Consider the following 15,084-nt stretch of genomic DNA (forward strand, 5'->3'; position numbering starts at 1 on the left):
GCGCGCACCGCCGCCACGGGGGGCGGCGGGATGAGGGCTGTCTGCCCTCATACACCCGAGGTTTTTGGAACCATTTGGAAGGGAGGCAGGAGCAATTGGGATTTATCTTATTGATTTTATTTGAGTATTTTAGAATTGCCCAGGGGCAACTCAGGCCTTTCGGGCGGCAAGGTATTTCTCAAAGGCAGCCCGGAGCGAGGCTTCAGTGAGGTCCGCGTCGAAGCTCATGTTCACTTGTTTGCCTTGCTTTTTCACCATGATCCCGCGTTCCCCCTGAGAGCGGGCGTAGAGCGTGCCGGTGCTGACCTTCGCGACTTTCGGCTTGGGTTTCGCGGCACGGGTGAGGCGTTTGAACACCTCCTGCGCGTCGATGTAGCCGCCCTGCCCCTGCGCGGCGCGGGCTTGTTGTTTGGCGATGAAGCGCGCCTCTTCAAGGATCGCCTCGGCTTGTTCGGGGACATTCAACATGGGTTTCAGCGCCCGCGCATGGCGTTCGCGGATGTCACGGCGGGTGGCGAAAGCGTTGAGGACTTCTTCGGGAAGTTTCGCCAGTGTCAGATAGCGGGAGAGCCATGGGGGGCTGACTTCCAGCCGCTCCGCCATCGCCTTTTGCTGGCCGCCGTAATAGAGCTTGATCGCCTGGGCATAGTCCACCGCGCGTTCGTAGTCAGAAATGTCTTCGCGGTCGCGGTTTTCGATGTCGGCGAGGCGGAACGCCTCTTCATCAGTGAGGTCGCGGACCTCCACCAGATAGCGGAATTGCGGGTAGTTGTTGGCGCGCAGCCAGCTGACGGCGTAGTGACGGCGGGCGCCGCAGATCACTTCGAAGTCATGCGATTCACCGTCGAGGCGGCGGACGATGGCGGGAAATTCCTGTTGCCCCTGCGCCTTGATCCCGTCGATCAGGTCGCGGCAGTTTTCGGGCGTGAGCAGCGCATAATCGCGGTTGTGACGCTCCCACATGCGGCAGCGGGCAGGATCGACCAGATGCAGGGTTTTTTCCTGCCGTTCGCCCGACATGCGTTCGGCGATGGAAGTGGAGCGTTTGAGGAAGCGCGCGCCGCCCCGATCGGGGGTTGCGGTGGGCCGGTCCAGCCCGCTTAGCACGTCATCCATGATCGCGTCGTGTTTCTTGCTCATAGCAATCCTTCCTTCCGCAGGCTGGCGTGATGGCTGGGCCAGGTCTTGCGGATCAGCAGTTCGATTTCGCTGTTCACCGCGTCCAGATAGGCGCGGCAGCGTTTGTGGGTCTCAGACCGGGTGCCCGGTCCGGTGAGTTCATAGACCGTGCTGAGGTTGGCCGCGGCATTGTCGATCTCGGCGGAATCCTTCAGCACGGCGGTCATCATATCCATCGGGAACACCGCCTCCATCATGCGTTTGATCGCCTGGTGTGCCGATTTGGAGTCGTTCATCTTTGTCGCCAAAATTTTAACAAAAGCATAATCACGCGCACCGCCGGCGCGCGACAACTCCTCAAGCGTGGCCCCCATCATCTTGAGGAAATGTGCGGTGGAGCCGAAGTCGATGTTGTTGGGCGGGGCGGGGATAACGAGGGCGTTGGCCGCGCGCAGGACGGAGAGGGAGAGCATGCCGAGCGCCGGGGGCGGATCCATCAGGATCACGTCGAAATTGGCCTTGATAGACTCTATGCCGGTGCGCAGACGGTCCAGCACAAAGGTGCTGTCACGGGCCATGCGGGCGGCGAATTCATATTCCGCATCGTAGAGGCCGAGGTTGGCGGGGATCAGCGCGATGCCGGGCCAATAGGTCGCGCGCAGGGCGTAATGCAGGCTGTCGGGTCCGCCGTGGCGGAAGAAAGGGTAGAGGGTGTCATCGTCCTCGTCGACGTCCACGTCCGGGTTGAGGCCGAACATGGAGGTGGTGCTTGCCTGGCTGTCGCAGTCGATGACGCAGACGCGGTAGCCTTTGAGCGCGAGGTATTGGGCGAGGTGGCAGGCAAGCGTTGATTTCCCCACGCCGCCTTTGAAATTCTGGATCGCCAGCACCATCGCCGGATCGCCGGGCGCGCGGTGGGGCAGGGTGCCAAAGACCTCGCGCATGGTGTTAACCTGAGCGAGGGAATAGCCGGTGCGTCGGTTGGTGTCGGGGTCTTTTTCAGGGGCGGGCAGGCGGCCATCTGCTTCGGCGTCACGGATCAGTTTGTCACTGCGGCCCACCATATCGGCGGCTTTGCGCACGTTGAACCGCAGGTCGAGCGATTTGGCAGCCCCAGGCGCGTAGATGCGTTCGCGCAGGCGTTCGATGACGGTGCTGGCGCGGTCGCTGAGGTTGGCGAGTTCGGTCAAGGTCACGGGAGGAAGGACGGGCTGCTGCATTATTTCGCCTCTGGTGTATGATTTTTGCGAATCATGAAGGATTCAGTGAGACGGCTCAAGTGTGAAGTTTTTGCTTGATTGGTCGAAAAGGTGGAAATTGGCGGCACGATCCGCTGCGTTTGATTTTTGCAGGGTTTGTCGATGAAGTGTACCGCGAAGCCTGTTGAGAGTCCCGAAAAGTAAGTCTTGGGACAGTCGGCTGCCGAATCAGCGCCAAAACCACCCTGAATCCAAATCAAAAGACACCTCTTAGGTTCTGGATTCTTAGTGTTCTGTGTTCAATGCGCTCAAGGGCTTTGTTTGCAAGGCGATTCAGGCTCTATTGCTTACATTAAGGGGTGCTTTGGCTTACATCCGGGGACAGGTAGACTTACGTCGTGGGAGCGCTGGACTTACAAACGGGGCAGGGGGCTTGGCTTACGTTTGGGGTGGGTCCTCAAGGGTTCCATCGAGGTGCTAGAATAGTGTCGCAGATCAGGGGTTTGCGAATCGGCGCGGCTGGATAGGGCGATTCAAGCCTTACAAATTGGGTGATAGACGGGGCGGGAGCCCCATGATACCTTACGCCACAGAAAGCACAAATGTAAGAATAAGACGTAAGTCCAGCCATGAGCAAAGCCTATCGCACCGTCGAAGCACAGCCCAACGCGCAGACGTTGGTCAAACCCGGTGAGCTGGTCGATCTGGTGGAAGTGACGCCGCTGACGCTGGCGGACCGGCGGATCTACAACCAGCTGCTGGAGAATGCCTGGGACGCGATTGAGAAACCTGTGACCCATGTGATTGCAAAGTCGGACCTGCGTGGATCGCATAATTCGAATGATCGGGTCGGGGCGAGTATCGAGCGGCTGATGGCCTCGATCGTGAAAATCAGCGTGGTGCGCGACGGGGAGCCTGCGATTGAGCGGGTGCAACTGCTGGGCGGCAACGTGGAGACGGCGCGGCGGGACGGGTTGCTGGAATATGAGATCCCGCAACGGCTGCGGCGGATCATCAAGGACAGCACGGTTTTTGCGCGGCTCCAGCGGGAGGTGATGTTTGCGCTGTCCTCAAAATACGCGCTGACGCTTTATGAGATGGTGCAGAAACGCGGGAACCTGCGCTGGCGGTCGTCGGAGAAATTCAGCCTCGATGATCTGCGCGGGGTTTTGGGCGTGCCGAAGGGCAAGCTGACCTCCTGGTCCAACCTGAAATTGCGGGCGATTGATCCGGCGGTTGAAGAGGTGTCGGCGCTGTCGGATTACATCGTGGAAGTGGCCCCGGTGAAGACGGGGCGGCGGGTGACCCATGTGGAATTGCGGTGGTGGCGCAAGGATGCCAAGGGGGAGGCGGAAGCGGAACGGGAGTTGTCGTTCTCCAAGGTCGGGCGTGCCGCAAGGGTGCAGGAAAAGGCGAAGCCGCGGCCTGGCTGGCTGGATGCGCGGGGGGCCGCGCTGCGGCCTGAGACCTACGAGACGGCGAAGCTGCGCTTTCCGGGCTATGATATCTATTTCGTCGAAGGCGCATGGCGGGACTGGGCCGGGGGTAAGCCGCCCGCGCGCGATCCGGACAGGGCCTATCTTGCGTTCTTCAAGACCTATGCTGCAAATAACCCCATTTAGAGACTGCTTTTATGACCGCTGACCCTGCCTATTTCCTCTATCACTCCATCGGGCTTTATCCCGGTAAGGCGGAGGAGATGGCGGCCGCGCTGACCCTGTTTTCGCAGCACTGGGGTGAGATGGATGATGGGCAATGGCCGAATGTCATGGAGCGGCGTCAAGAGTTTCTGGACCTGTGGCGCGCGCTGATTGATGCACCGGAGGGGACGCTGACGAGCGCGGAGAATGTGACGACGGCGTTGTTTTCTGTGCTGGGGGGGCTGCCTGCGGCGCGGCTCAGGGGCAAGAAAGTGCTGATCGCGGCGGATTGCTTTCCCTCGCTGCATTTTCTGCTTGCGGGCATGCAGGACCGCTTGGGGTTCACGCTGGAAACGGTGCCGGTGCGGCAGGGGGAATTCTGGGTGCGGGACGAAGACATGTTGGCGGCCTGGGATGCGGATGTGGGGCTGGCGTTGCTGACCTTTGTCACCTCCACCGCGTCGCATCGGTGTGATCTGGGCGCGTTGATGGATCATGGGCACAAGATGGGATCACTGGTAGGCGTGGACCTGACGCAGGGGATTGGGATCATCCCGTTCTCGCTGACTGATTTTCCTGCGGATTTCGTGATCTCCACCACGCTCAAATGGCTGTGCGGGACGCCCGGCGCGGGGATCGTGCAGATGCGGGAGGATTTGATCGCTGAGGTTCAGCCGGAGCTGCGCGGGTGGTTCTCTCAGGACAATCCGTTTTCATGGGATCTGGAGGCGTTTGTCTATGCCCCGGACGCGCGGCGGTTTGACCATGGCACGCCGTCGGTTCTGGCCTGTGTCGGATCGGTTCCGGCGCTCAGATGGCATGCGGGGCAGGGGGATCTGCTGGCGCAGAACCGGGCGCTGAGGGCGGAGATTATGGTGCGGGCAGCAGAGCAGGGTCTGACCCTTGCCAGTCCGACGGAGGAGGCAAAACGCGGCGGATCGGTGATGCTACAACTGCCCGCACCTGTTGATCCGCAAGCCGTGGTGAATGGCTTGCGCGACCGGGCCGTGCATGTGGATGCGCGCGGGGCTATCCTGCGACTGTCCCCCGGTGCGGTGACGACGAAAGACGGGATCGATCAGCTGTTTGATGGTCTGAAAGCGCTTGTTTAGAGACTGATTTAAGGGGGACATCATGAGAAAGATTGCCGTTGTAACCGGGGCCGCAGGCGGGCTGGGCCGCGCGATTTCCAAGCAGCTGATGGATGACGGGCTGCATGTGGTTGGTCTGGATGTGGATGCGGACGGGTTGGCCGAACTGGGGCAGGCGGCGCATTTTGAGGGGATCGTGGTGGACCTGACCGATGCGGGCGCGATTGGCGCGGCGTTTGATCATATCGCGCAGGCGCATGGGGGCGTTGATGCGCTGGTAAATAACGCGGGCACCTGTTTCATGTCGGATTTCCCGGACATCCCGGTGGCGGAATTCGAGAGCCAGATGGCGCTGAATTTTTCGGGCGCATTTCATTGTGCGCAAGCCGCCGTCAAGCTGATGGAGGGGCGCGAGGGGGTGCGCAAGATCGTCAATATCTCCTCCAACGGCGCCTATAATTTCGATGCGTTTGATCCGCCGCATTACCGCGCCTCCAAAGCCGCGCTGGACACGCTGACCAAGGATCTGGCCCGGCGCTATGCCCGCGACAAGATCAGCGTGAATTCCATTGCGCCCGCGATGACGGAGACACCATTGTTTAACGTGGTGAGCGAAGAGGTGCTGGCCGAAGCGATTGCGCAGATGCCCCACGGTCAGGCGATGAAGCCGCATCAGGTGGCAGATTGGGTGGGGTTCCTGATCTCACCCGCCGGAGATGTGTCGAGCGGGAATGTGATCATCCTCAACCAGGGACGTGATGTGCGTTGACGGATGTTTAACGGGATGCGCATAATCTATGCACATCAAAGGAGCGCATCATGGGTATTCAAGGGTCAGGCAAGAAGGCGACAAATGTGTCGTTGGATCAGGCGTTGCTGAGGGATGCCAAGGCGCTGGGGGTCAATGTCTCTCAGGCTGCTGAGAAAGGTCTGGACGCAGAAGTCCGCCGCGCCAAGGGCGAGGCGTGGCAGCGGGAGAATGCGGCGGCAATGGAGGCGTGGAACGAGTGGGTTGAGGAAAATGGCCTGCCTCTTGAAAAATACCGCATGTTCAATGTCTAAGTACGACATCTATAGAACCAGCGTAGAAGACGAGTATCTTTTGGATGTGCAGACGGATCTGCTGGCCCCGCAGATCACGCGTGTGGTGATACCCGTATTGCCAGCGGATCGTGCGCCACTGTTCATCAAGACCCTGCATGTGAAGCTCAGTATTGACGAGAAACCCTTTGTCATCATCACGCCGTTGATCGCTGCTGTTCCAACGGCTGTGCTCAAACCATCCATTGGGACCTATGCCCATCTTGCAGATGATATGACGCGTGCGCTCGATTTCCTGTTTCAGGGCTACTGATCACGCGAACCATTCCGGCGCTTTTTTCAGCACCGGCCATTGCTCGGGCGAGTGGCCGAAGATCACGAAGGCCTTGCGCTCTGCCGCCATCTCCATCAGTCGCGAACCGTGGTGTATGGCTTGCTGTACGTCCCAGGAGCCTTCGAATTTCTCCTCAATCTCTGCCGCGCGGCTGATCGCGTCTGAGGTCAGCAGCACCCAGCCGGTTTCAGGCAGGCGCAGCATGAACGCCAGTTGACCGGGGGCGTGGCCGGGGCAATGCAGCACTTCGAAATCAGGGCCGAGCATGGTGTCCTTGGAGACCTGAATATAGTCTCTAACAGGCCATTCCATCGCTTGTTTGCCGGACCAATAGAGCGGGCGGGGCAGGGCGCGTTCATCGGCAGAGATCAGGATCGGCACGCCGGGAAAGCCGTCCATGTCACCCACGTGGTCGATGTGCGTATGGCTCTGGATCATCAGTGTGACATCGGACTTGCGCAGGCCCAGCTTGGCCAGTTGCGCTTCGGGCAGATTCTCCACGGTGACGGAGAGCACGCGGCCAAAGTTTCCAAGCGCGTCTTCCTCTGTCGCGGCTTCGGCGTCGATGGCGTATTTCTCCGGGAAACCGGTGTCGATCAGCACGACTTCGCCTGCGTCCGTTTCAATCACGAACCCGCAGATGCCGATGGTGCGCGGGCCTGCGTGGACCTCGAACAGCCCGTAATCCAGCACAGCGAGACGTTTGGGTTTGCCCTTGAGGGGGAACTGGTTTTTCATGCCACCATAGGGTGAGGGGGCGTGATGAAAGTCAAGATACACAGGTTGTTTGAGTATCTGCTGGAGACGGTCGAGGCGCAGCCGGAGGCGATTGTGGGGTTTTCGCTGTCGGAATCGCCGAAGCTGGGGGCGTTTCTGGAGGAACTGGACCCCGAGCTGTCGCTGGACTGGAACAATCGCGATTTTCGCGGGCTGCCGGAACTGCGGGATCATGTGTTGCGCCAGGCGGGGCTGGACGGGGTTTTGACCCCAGCCGATGTGCTGATCACGGCCGGGGCGGCGGAGGCGAATTATCTGGCGGTGATGCAGAGGCTGGAACCCGGCGACAGGATCGTGGTGGAAAGCCCCGGCTGGCCGCAGGCGGAGGTGCTGGCAAAGGCCATCGGGGCGGAGATCGTGCGGGTGAACCGGCGGGAGGAAGACGGCTGGCGGATGCCGCTGGACCGGATGCGGGAGGCGGTGACGCCTGCGACCAAGATGATCTTTGTCACCAACCCCAACAATCCCACCGGGGATGTGATGGATGAGGCCACCTTGCGCGCGCTGGTGCAGATCGCCGATGGCGTGGGCGCGTGGTTGCTGGTGGATGAGGTTTACGCGGGTCTTGAGTGGGACGGGCCGCGCGCGCCGTCGGTGGCGGGGATGTATGCGCGGGGGATCACCACCGGATCGGTCAGCAAGGCGCTGGGGTTGCAGGGGCTGCGGACCGGGTGGTTGATCTGCCCTGATCCGGAGTTGGTCATGGATGCGGTGATCCTGCGGGAGAACAGTTCCGAGATTATGAACATCATGGGAGAGGTGATTGCGGAAGTGGCCTTGCGACCGGAGCGATTGGCCCCGGCCATGGAGAAGGCGCGGGCCGAGGGGCAAGCCAATCTGGCGCAGATGAACGACTGGGTTGCGGCGCAGGACGGGCTGAGCTGGGTGCTGCCAAGGGCCGGGTTGATCGGGTTGGGAAAGCTGCCAAACGGGCTGGACAGTGACGCTTTCGCGACCCGGTTGCTGGAAGATCCGTATCGCACGTTCCTGTTGCCGGGCAGTGCCTATCACCAGCCGCAGCATATCCGGCTGGGCGTTGGCGGCGGGGCAGGGGTGAACCTTGGCAAAGGGCTGAGCCGTGTAGCGCAGGCGTTGAAGGACTGGAAGGACGGCGCATGGAGTTGATCGACGCGCATCATCATTTGTGGGCACCGCAGACGCCGGAACTGGATGTGGGATATGTCTGGCTCAAGGATATCGGGGCGATGAAGCCTTTTGGTGATCCGACGCCGATTCAGCGCGACTATCTGTTGCCGGAGTTTCTGGGAGAGCCTGCGCCGCGCACCCTCGCCGGGTCGGTGCATGTGCAGGCGGACCCGAAGATCCCCGACCCGGTGGCGGAGACGGCGTTTGTTCAGAAGATCAGCGAGGACAGTGGCCATCCGATCATGATCGTGGGGTTTGTGGACCTGACGGCGGACAATGCGGCAGAAGTCATGCAGCGGCACAAGGCGCACAAGAACCTGCGCGGCATCAGGCAGATCATCTCGCATCTGCCTGACCGGCCGGAAATCAGCTTTGCCGCGACCAATCTGCTGGATGATCCGGCGTGGCGGGCAAACTTCGCGGGGCTGAAGGATTACGGGTTGCGGTTTGATTTGCAGCTCTATCCCGAACAGATGTTGCAGGCGGCTGAGTTCCTCAGCGATCACCCCGACATCCCGGTGGTGATTGATCACATGGGCTCACCCTATGACCCGCGGGACCTGAGCGTTTGGGCGCGGGGGATGGGGACCCTGGCCGCACTGCCTCATGTCAGTGTCAAACTGTCGGGATATGCGATGTTCTTTGGGCCGCATCTGGACGGTCCGGCGCAGCGGGTGACGCAGGAGATCCTCACAGGTTTTGGCCCCGACCGCGTGATGTTTGGCAGCAACTTCCCGGTGGACAGTTTGCACCTCTCCTACCCCGCGTTGCTGGCTTTCGTGGAAGGCGAGGTGGGCGAGGATGCGGAGGCGCGCATGGCGGTGATGGGCGGCACGGCGCGTGCATTTTATCAGTTCTGATAGCGCAAGCAGGGGTCGCACCCGCGCGGAAGGGGGTATACACCCCCAAGGGAATACGGGGCCGGGAGGCCGAAGGAAGACAGGGGAGACAACATGCCAACATATGAAGAAACCTATGCTGCATGGGCAGCTGATCCACAGGCGTTCTGGGCCGGGGCAGCGGAAGATATTGATTGGTTCACACCAGCGACCCATGTCCTGAACCCTGACAAAGGCGTCTATGGCCGCTGGTTTGACGGCGCGACCTGCAACACCTGTTACAACGCGATCGACCGCCATGTGGAGGCCGGGCACGGCGACCGGCTGGCGGTGATCTACGACAGCCCGGTGACGGAGACGGTGGCGCGCTACACCTATGCGGAAGCGCAGACGCAGATCAGCGCGCTGGCCCATGTGCTGCGCGGGATGGGTGTGGAGAAGGGCGACCGTGTTGTCATCTACATGCCGATGGTGCCGCAGGCGGTCTTCGCGATGCTGGCCTGCGCACGGCTGGGCGCGGTGCATTCGGTGGTGTTCGGCGGCTTTGCGGCCAAGGAACTGGCGACACGGATTGATGATGCCGCGCCCAAGGTGATCATCTCCGCCTCCTGCGGGATCGAGCCGGGGCGGGTGATTGCCTACAAACCGCTGCTGGATGAAGCGATTGAGATGTCGACGTCCAAGCCCACGGGCTGTGTGATTTTGCAGCGGGAGACGCAGACCTGCGATCTGACCGAAGGCCGCGATGTGGATTATGCCGCCGCCGTGGGTGCCGCGATTGACGCGGGGCAGGGGACGGAATGCGTTCCCGTCGCGGCGACCGATCCGCTTTATATCCTCTATACCTCCGGCACGACGGGCCAGCCCAAGGGCGTGGTGCGCGACAACGGCGGGCATATGGTCGCGTTGAAATGGTCGATGCCGAACATCTATGACATCAAACCGGGCGAAGTGTTCTGGGCCGCCTCCGACGTGGGTTGGGTCGTGGGCCATTCCTATATCTGTTACGCGCCGCTGCTGCACGGCTGCACCACACTGGTGTATGAAGGCAAACCCGTGGGCACGCCGGATGCGGGCGCGTTCTGGCGGGTGATGCAGGATCATGATGTGGTGTCGCTGTTCACGGCGCCCACGGCCTTTCGCGCGATCAAGAAGGAAGACCCCAAGGGCGCGCTGCTGGCGGACTATGACCTCAGCAAGTTGCGGTCGCTGTTTCTGGCAGGCGAACGGTCAGACCCTGCCACGATCGAATGGGCGCAGGACAAGCTGAATGTTCCGGTGATCGACCACTGGTGGCAGACCGAAACCGGCTGGACCATTTCCGGCAATCCGCTGGGTCTGGGCATGTTGCCGGTCAAACTCGGCTCACCCGGCAAGCCGATGCCGGGGTATGACATTCATGTGCTGGATGACGCGGGCAAGGAGGTCGCCCCCGGTACGCTGGGCAACATCGTATGCAAGCTGCCGCTGCCTCCCTCGGTCTTCCCGACGCTGTGGAATGCCGAAGAACGGTTCCTGTCCTCCTACATGAACGACTTTCCGGGCTATTACGCCACCTCGGACGCCGGGATCGTGGATGAGGATGGCTATCTCTTCATCATGGCGCGGACCGATGACATCATCAACGTGGCGGGGCATCGGTTGAGCACGGGTGCCATGGAAGAAGTGCTGGCCAGCCATCCCGACATTGCCGAATGCGCGGTGGTGGGCAAGGCGGATGACCTGAAGGGGCAGATGCCGCTGGGGCTGTATGTGACCAACGATGGCGCGGGCCGCGACGCGGCGGAGCTGGAGAAAGAGCTGGTGCAGCTGGTGCGCGCCAAGATCGGCGCGGTGGCGGCGTTCAAGACAGCTGTGGCGGTGAAACGCCTGCCCAAGACACGGTCGGGCAAAGTGCTGCGCGGGACGGTGCAGAAGATCGCGGATGCGGCAGAGTTCAAGATGCCTGCGGCGATTGATGATCCGGCCATTCTGGATGAGATTTCCGAAGCGCTGACGGCGCGCAAGTTGATTGGATAAGCAATGATTGAACGGATGCACACCGGCGCGCGGATGAGCAAGATCGTCAAGCACAACGGCACGGTTTACCTCTGCGGTCAGGTGGGCGAGGGGGCGACGGTGGCCGAGCAGACCGCCGATTGTCTGGCCCGCGTCGATGCGCTGCTGGTGGATGCGGGATCAAGTCGGGAGCATATGTTGCAGGCGGTGATCTGGCTGGCCGACATGGCGGATTTTGCAGAGATGAACGCGGTCTGGGACGCCTGGGTGCCTGACGGCCATGCCCCCGCGCGTGCGTGTGGCGAAGCGAAGCTGGCCCGCGACGTGCTGAAGGTCGAGGTGATTGTGACGGCGGCGGTGAAAGAATGACTGCCCCACGTCAGGGCGCGGCGCAGGTCATTTGAAGAGAGGTGCAGCCCCGAAGCTGTGCCTGCCAGGGAGGAAGTTGGTTATGTCGATTGAACCGCTCGGCATGGATGCCGCGCTTTGTTTCATCGGGGGCAAATGGTGCGCGCCGGAAACGGGGCAGACCCTTGATCTGATCAACCCCTCAGACGGCAGCACGCTGTGTGCCATCGCCCGCGGGCAGGCGGCGGATATCGACGCGGCGGTGACATCTGCCGAAGCTGCGCTGGCCAGCGACTGGGGCCGCGCCACGGCGGTGGAGCGGGGCCGCGTGCTGGCCCGCATTGGCGCCCTGGTGTTGGAGAACATCGAGGAGTTGGCGCAGCTGGAAGCGCTGGACGTGGGCAAGCCGCTGACACAGGCGCGGGCCGATGTTGTGGCGCTGGCGCGGTATATGGAATTCTATGCCGGGAGTGCCGACAAGCTGCATGGCGCGACCATTCCCTATCTTGATGGCTACACCGTTTACACCCTGCGGGAACCGCATGGGGTGACGGGGCATATCATCCCCTGGAACTACCCGATGCAGATCATCGGGCGGTCGGTCGGCGCGGCGCTGGCCGTGGGCAACGCCTGCGTTTTGAAACCGGCGGAGGAGGCCTGTCTGACGGCGCTGGCCTTCGCCGAACTGGCCCACCGGGCAGGGCTTCCGACCGGCGCGCTGAACGTGGTGCCGGGGATTGGCGCGGAAGCGGGCGCGGCGCTGAGCGCGCATCCCGGCGTGCATCACATGTCTTTCACCGGGTCGGTGGGCGTGGGCAAATTGATCCAGACGGCGGCGGCGCAAAACGTGGTGCCCGTGACGCTGGAGCTGGGCGGGAAATCCCCGCAGCTGGTGTTTGAGGATGCAGATGTGGACGCGGCGCTGCCGTTTCTGGTGAACGCAGGCATTCAGAATGCAGGGCAGACCTGTTCGGCCTCCTCGCGCATTCTGGTGCACCGCAATCGGTATGATGAAGTCGTGAGCAAGATGGCTGGCCGATATGGCGCGTTGCGCGCCGGGCCTGCGTTGGATGATCTGGAGGTCGGGCCGCTCGTCTCTGGCCGCCAGAAGGAGATCGTCGAGGAGTTCATCGCGAAAGGCGCAGATCTGGAGGTCGCGGCACAGGGGCACGTCGTGGAGCGTGCACCAAGCGGTGGTGCTTACGTCGCCCCCACGCTCTTCACCGGGGTCGCGCCGGACCATAGGCTGGCGCAGGATGAGATCTTTGGCCCGGTGCAGGTTGTCATCCCCTTTGACGACGAAGCGCAGGCGGTGCAGATCGCCAATGGCACGGACTTCGGCCTTGTCGCCTCTGTCTGGTCGGAGAACGGCGCGCGGCAGATGCGGCTGGCGAAAAAGCTGCGCGCGGGGCAGGTGTTTATCAACAACTACGGTGCGGGCGGCGGGGTGGAACTGCCCTTTGGTGGCACGGGCCTGTCCGGCCATGGCCGCGAAAAGGGGTTCGAGGCGCTCTATGGGTTTTCATCCCTGAAAACCGTCGCGGCGTTTCACGCAGAGAAGGATTGAACATGAGACTGACAGGGAAGACAGCCATCGTGACAGGCGGTGCATCGGGTTTTGGCGCGGGGATTGTGCGCAAGTTTGTGGCCGAAGGCGCACAGGTGATGATCGCCGATCTCAACACCGACATGGCGCAGGACGTCGCACGGGAGGTCGGCGGCAATGTGCGTGTGGTGCAGGCCAATGTTGCCAATGGCGATGAGGTTGAGACGATGGGCCAAGCCACGCTGGATGCTTTTGGCCGCATCGACATTCTGGTCAACAACGCGGGCACGACCCATCTGCCCAGCCCGATGGAAGACGTCACGGAAGAGGATTTCGACAAGGTCTTTGCCGTGAATTGCAAATCCGTCTACCTGACCGCCCGCGCGATTGTCCCGGTGATGAAGGCGCAGGGCGCAGGTGTGATCCTCAATGTCGCGTCCACCGCCGGGGTCAGCCCGCGCCCGCGGCTGAACTGGTACAACGCCTCCAAAGGCTGGATGAACAACGCGACCAAAGGCATGGCGGTTGAGCTTGCGCCCGAGGGCATCCGCGTCAACGCGCTGAACCCCGTGGCCGGGGAAACGCCGCTCTTGAAGAGCTTCATGGGCGAAGACACGCCGGAGATGCGGGCGAAGTTCCTGTCCACCATCCCGCTGGGCCGCTTTTCCACGGCGGAGGACATGGGCAACGCGGCGTGCTACCTGTGCTCGGACGAGGCGAGCATGATCACGGGTGTTTGCATGGAAGTCGACGGCGGTCGCTGCATCTGAATGTAAACAGACCCTAATCCGGCAAGTTATGCTGCACCCGCCGGATGTGGCGCAGCGTGTCGGTCAGCATCGCGGTCATCAGGCCGAACATCAAGAACCCGTTCGCCGCCGTCATCCCGCCCAGCAGATGCCGCTCGGGCGGGACAACCACATCGCCCAGCCCCAAGGTGGTATAGGCGACCAGCGCGTAATAAACCGCGCCCTCCAGCGTGGGGAAAACGGACAGCGACCAGAAGGTCACCGCCCAGAGCCAGACGCCGAAGGTCATCATCGCCATGGTCGAGAAGATGACCATCATCACCACCACAAAGGACTTCACCGGTTTTGGCGGCCGCCGCAGCCAGGTTTCCATCCGCAGGAGCGCTTCGTTCAACATCCACCACATCATCGCCCCGCCGACCAGCGACACGAGGGTGAGGGTGGACCCCAGCAACAGTTGCTCAAACATCGGCGGCGTTCCTTTTTGCGCGTCCCGTGGGTGCGACGCATGGGGCGAGTTTGCCATGGATGCAGGCAGAGCAAAACCGGATGTTGGCAGGGAGTGAACGCCCCTGCGCGGGTGGGGCGGCCGGCATAAGACGCTGCGTTTGTATCTGTCCTGGGTGTTTGAAGTGGGAATGACGGGTGTGGGGGACTTTGCTGCCCGATAGCTCTTGGCGACCAATGACCGCTTTGCCCAAACTCAACTTATGCTTGAGGCGGGTGACTATTCCGACGCAGGTGGAATTGATACTGCCATATCGAGCGCTTCAGCACTATTTCATCGTGGCTGACATCATCCAGCACTCCTTTTCACACCATTCGAGAATGTCGGACAGAATCCCGACCGTGCCATCATCCCGGACATCAGCAAGAACCTGAATCGCATTGCGGAGAACATCAATGAAGCCCTGAAAATCGGCGCAATGATTTGCCAGCATTTCATCTGTCGTCTGGGCGGTCGAATCCTGGGTCGCCTTGGATAAGGCAAGCAGCTCATCCAATGATGCAGGTGCTTTGACACCCAGCACACGCAGCCGCTCTGCGATCGCATCGATGAACCCGTTGAGCGTCTGGTATTGGGTCTCAAACATGGCGTGCAAGCTGCGGAAGTTTGGACCTTCCACATTCCAATGATAACAGTGACTTTGGACGTAAAGGCGGAAAACCGCGCCTAAAACCACCCTTATTGTGTCTTCCTTGACGGAGTTTGATTTCATTCTTTGTCCTATGATTTTGGTCTCCTCGCGCGAACAA

The 15,084-nt window shown here is 61.4% G+C and carries 16 protein-coding genes; 11 read left to right on the plus strand and 5 right to left on the minus strand.

The window, feature by feature from the left end; translation table 11 throughout:
• Nucleotides 1-150: 150 nt before the first annotated feature.
• Together Q1A91_RS22890 and Q1A91_RS22895 are read right to left on the minus strand one after the other, a co-directional pair.
• Nucleotides 151-1,140 carry a ParB/RepB/Spo0J family partition protein gene (locus Q1A91_RS22890; RefSeq protein ID WP_299883028.1) on the minus strand — a complete coding sequence of 330 codons (990 nt, stop codon included), beginning with the start codon at nucleotides 1,138-1,140 and terminating at the stop codon, nucleotides 151-153.
• Nucleotides 1,137-2,339, minus strand: coding sequence for an AAA family ATPase (locus Q1A91_RS22895; protein WP_299883030.1), 1,203 nt, complete (start codon nucleotides 2,337-2,339; stop codon nucleotides 1,137-1,139). Before Q1A91_RS22895 ends, Q1A91_RS22890 begins: the two co-directional genes overlap by 4 nt.
• A gap of 608 nt (nucleotides 2,340-2,947) precedes the next feature.
• Between Q1A91_RS22895 and Q1A91_RS22900 the strand changes: the two genes are divergently transcribed.
• The 5 genes from Q1A91_RS22900 to Q1A91_RS22920 are packed head-to-tail and all read left to right on the plus strand — an operon-like array spanning nucleotide 2,948 to nucleotide 6,403.
• The gene (locus Q1A91_RS22900) at nucleotides 2,948-3,940 is read left to right on the plus strand and encodes a replication initiation protein (RefSeq protein ID WP_299883032.1); all 993 of its coding nucleotides are present in this window, start codon (nucleotides 2,948-2,950) and stop codon (nucleotides 3,938-3,940) included.
• Nucleotides 3,941-3,951: 11 nt separating this feature from the next.
• A complete protein-coding gene (locus Q1A91_RS22905) occupies nucleotides 3,952-5,070 on the plus strand; it encodes an aminotransferase class V-fold PLP-dependent enzyme (protein WP_299883034.1) in 1,119 nt (372 codons plus the stop codon).
• 22 nt (nucleotides 5,071-5,092) lie between these two features.
• Complete coding sequence (locus Q1A91_RS22910; RefSeq protein ID WP_299883036.1) at nucleotides 5,093-5,818, plus strand: SDR family NAD(P)-dependent oxidoreductase; 726 nt, start codon at nucleotides 5,093-5,095, stop codon at nucleotides 5,816-5,818.
• Between the two features lie 50 nt (nucleotides 5,819-5,868).
• On the plus strand, nucleotides 5,869-6,111 hold the full coding sequence (locus tag Q1A91_RS22915; protein WP_299883038.1) for a type II toxin-antitoxin system CcdA family antitoxin: 243 nt from the start codon (nucleotides 5,869-5,871) through the stop codon (nucleotides 6,109-6,111).
• Complete coding sequence (locus tag Q1A91_RS22920) at nucleotides 6,104-6,403, plus strand: CcdB family protein (protein ID WP_299883040.1); 300 nt, start codon at nucleotides 6,104-6,106, stop codon at nucleotides 6,401-6,403. The genes Q1A91_RS22915 and Q1A91_RS22920 overlap by 8 nt, the downstream gene beginning before the upstream one ends.
• Here the strand turns inward: Q1A91_RS22920 and Q1A91_RS22925 are convergent, their stop codons facing one another.
• Entirely contained in the window at nucleotides 6,404-7,162 is a 759-nt protein-coding gene (locus Q1A91_RS22925; protein ID WP_299883042.1) for an N-acyl homoserine lactonase family protein, read from the minus strand.
• A gap of 24 nt (nucleotides 7,163-7,186) precedes the next feature.
• Between Q1A91_RS22925 and Q1A91_RS22930 the strand changes: the two genes are divergently transcribed.
• From Q1A91_RS22930 to Q1A91_RS22955, 6 genes are all read left to right on the plus strand, one after another.
• Nucleotides 7,187-8,326 (plus strand): pyridoxal phosphate-dependent aminotransferase, encoded by a 1,140-nt coding sequence (locus tag Q1A91_RS22930; RefSeq protein ID WP_299883044.1) that lies wholly within the window; start codon nucleotides 7,187-7,189, stop codon nucleotides 8,324-8,326.
• The gene (locus Q1A91_RS22935; RefSeq protein WP_299883046.1) at nucleotides 8,317-9,207 is read left to right on the plus strand and encodes an amidohydrolase; all 891 of its coding nucleotides are present in this window, start codon (nucleotides 8,317-8,319) and stop codon (nucleotides 9,205-9,207) included. The genes Q1A91_RS22930 and Q1A91_RS22935 overlap by 10 nt, the downstream gene beginning before the upstream one ends.
• A gap of 93 nt (nucleotides 9,208-9,300) precedes the next feature.
• A complete protein-coding gene (locus Q1A91_RS22940; protein WP_299883048.1) occupies nucleotides 9,301-11,205 on the plus strand; it encodes a propionyl-CoA synthetase in 1,905 nt (634 codons plus the stop codon).
• 3 nt (nucleotides 11,206-11,208) lie between these two features.
• Nucleotides 11,209-11,553 (plus strand): RidA family protein, encoded by a 345-nt coding sequence (locus Q1A91_RS22945; RefSeq protein ID WP_299883050.1) that lies wholly within the window; start codon nucleotides 11,209-11,211, stop codon nucleotides 11,551-11,553.
• An 82-nt stretch (nucleotides 11,554-11,635) separates the two neighbouring features.
• A complete protein-coding gene (locus Q1A91_RS22950; RefSeq protein WP_299883052.1) occupies nucleotides 11,636-13,099 on the plus strand; it encodes an aldehyde dehydrogenase family protein in 1,464 nt (487 codons plus the stop codon).
• Nucleotides 13,100-13,101: 2 nt separating this feature from the next.
• Nucleotides 13,102-13,848 (plus strand): SDR family oxidoreductase, encoded by a 747-nt coding sequence (locus Q1A91_RS22955; RefSeq protein WP_299883054.1) that lies wholly within the window; start codon nucleotides 13,102-13,104, stop codon nucleotides 13,846-13,848.
• Nucleotides 13,849-13,861: 13 nt separating this feature from the next.
• Here the strand turns inward: Q1A91_RS22955 and Q1A91_RS22960 are convergent, their stop codons facing one another.
• Both Q1A91_RS22960 and Q1A91_RS22965 read right to left on the minus strand, forming a co-directional pair.
• Nucleotides 13,862-14,296, minus strand: a complete 435-nt coding sequence (locus Q1A91_RS22960) for a two pore domain potassium channel family protein (protein WP_299883056.1) — start codon at nucleotides 14,294-14,296, stop codon at nucleotides 13,862-13,864.
• Between the two features lie 307 nt (nucleotides 14,297-14,603).
• The gene (locus tag Q1A91_RS22965; RefSeq protein WP_299883059.1) at nucleotides 14,604-15,047 is read right to left on the minus strand and encodes a DNA starvation/stationary phase protection protein; all 444 of its coding nucleotides are present in this window, start codon (nucleotides 15,045-15,047) and stop codon (nucleotides 14,604-14,606) included.
• Nucleotides 15,048-15,084: the final 37 nt, after the last annotated feature.

This window comes from uncultured Sulfitobacter sp. (genome assembly GCF_947500075.1).
In the GTDB taxonomy this organism is placed as follows: domain Bacteria; phylum Pseudomonadota; class Alphaproteobacteria; order Rhodobacterales; family Rhodobacteraceae; genus Sulfitobacter.

Coding starts and splice junctions, on each gene's coding strand:
- Q1A91_RS22895 (WP_299883030.1), bottom strand. CDS start 2,339: ATGCAGCAGCCCGTCCTTCCTCCCGTGACCTTGACCGAACTCGCCAAC.
- Q1A91_RS22960 (WP_299883056.1), bottom strand. CDS start 14,296: ATGTTTGAGCAACTGTTGCTGGGGTCCACCCTCACCCTCGTGTCGCTG.
- Q1A91_RS22950 (WP_299883052.1), top strand. CDS start 11,636: ATGTCGATTGAACCGCTCGGCATGGATGCCGCGCTTTGTTTCATCGGG.
- Q1A91_RS22900 (WP_299883032.1), top strand. CDS start 2,948: ATGAGCAAAGCCTATCGCACCGTCGAAGCACAGCCCAACGCGCAGACG.
- Q1A91_RS22930 (WP_299883044.1), top strand. CDS start 7,187: ATGAAAGTCAAGATACACAGGTTGTTTGAGTATCTGCTGGAGACGGTC.
- Q1A91_RS22945 (WP_299883050.1), top strand. CDS start 11,209: ATGATTGAACGGATGCACACCGGCGCGCGGATGAGCAAGATCGTCAAG.
- Q1A91_RS22920 (WP_299883040.1), top strand. CDS start 6,104: ATGTCTAAGTACGACATCTATAGAACCAGCGTAGAAGACGAGTATCTT.
- Q1A91_RS22890 (WP_299883028.1), bottom strand. CDS start 1,140: ATGAGCAAGAAACACGACGCGATCATGGATGACGTGCTAAGCGGGCTG.
- Q1A91_RS22905 (WP_299883034.1), top strand. CDS start 3,952: ATGACCGCTGACCCTGCCTATTTCCTCTATCACTCCATCGGGCTTTAT.
- Q1A91_RS22915 (WP_299883038.1), top strand. CDS start 5,869: ATGGGTATTCAAGGGTCAGGCAAGAAGGCGACAAATGTGTCGTTGGAT.
- Q1A91_RS22955 (WP_299883054.1), top strand. CDS start 13,102: ATGAGACTGACAGGGAAGACAGCCATCGTGACAGGCGGTGCATCGGGT.
- Q1A91_RS22910 (WP_299883036.1), top strand. CDS start 5,093: ATGAGAAAGATTGCCGTTGTAACCGGGGCCGCAGGCGGGCTGGGCCGC.
- Q1A91_RS22940 (WP_299883048.1), top strand. CDS start 9,301: ATGCCAACATATGAAGAAACCTATGCTGCATGGGCAGCTGATCCACAG.
- Q1A91_RS22925 (WP_299883042.1), bottom strand. CDS start 7,162: ATGAAAAACCAGTTCCCCCTCAAGGGCAAACCCAAACGTCTCGCTGTG.
- Q1A91_RS22965 (WP_299883059.1), bottom strand. CDS start 15,047: ATGAAATCAAACTCCGTCAAGGAAGACACAATAAGGGTGGTTTTAGGC.
- Q1A91_RS22935 (WP_299883046.1), top strand. CDS start 8,317: ATGGAGTTGATCGACGCGCATCATCATTTGTGGGCACCGCAGACGCCG.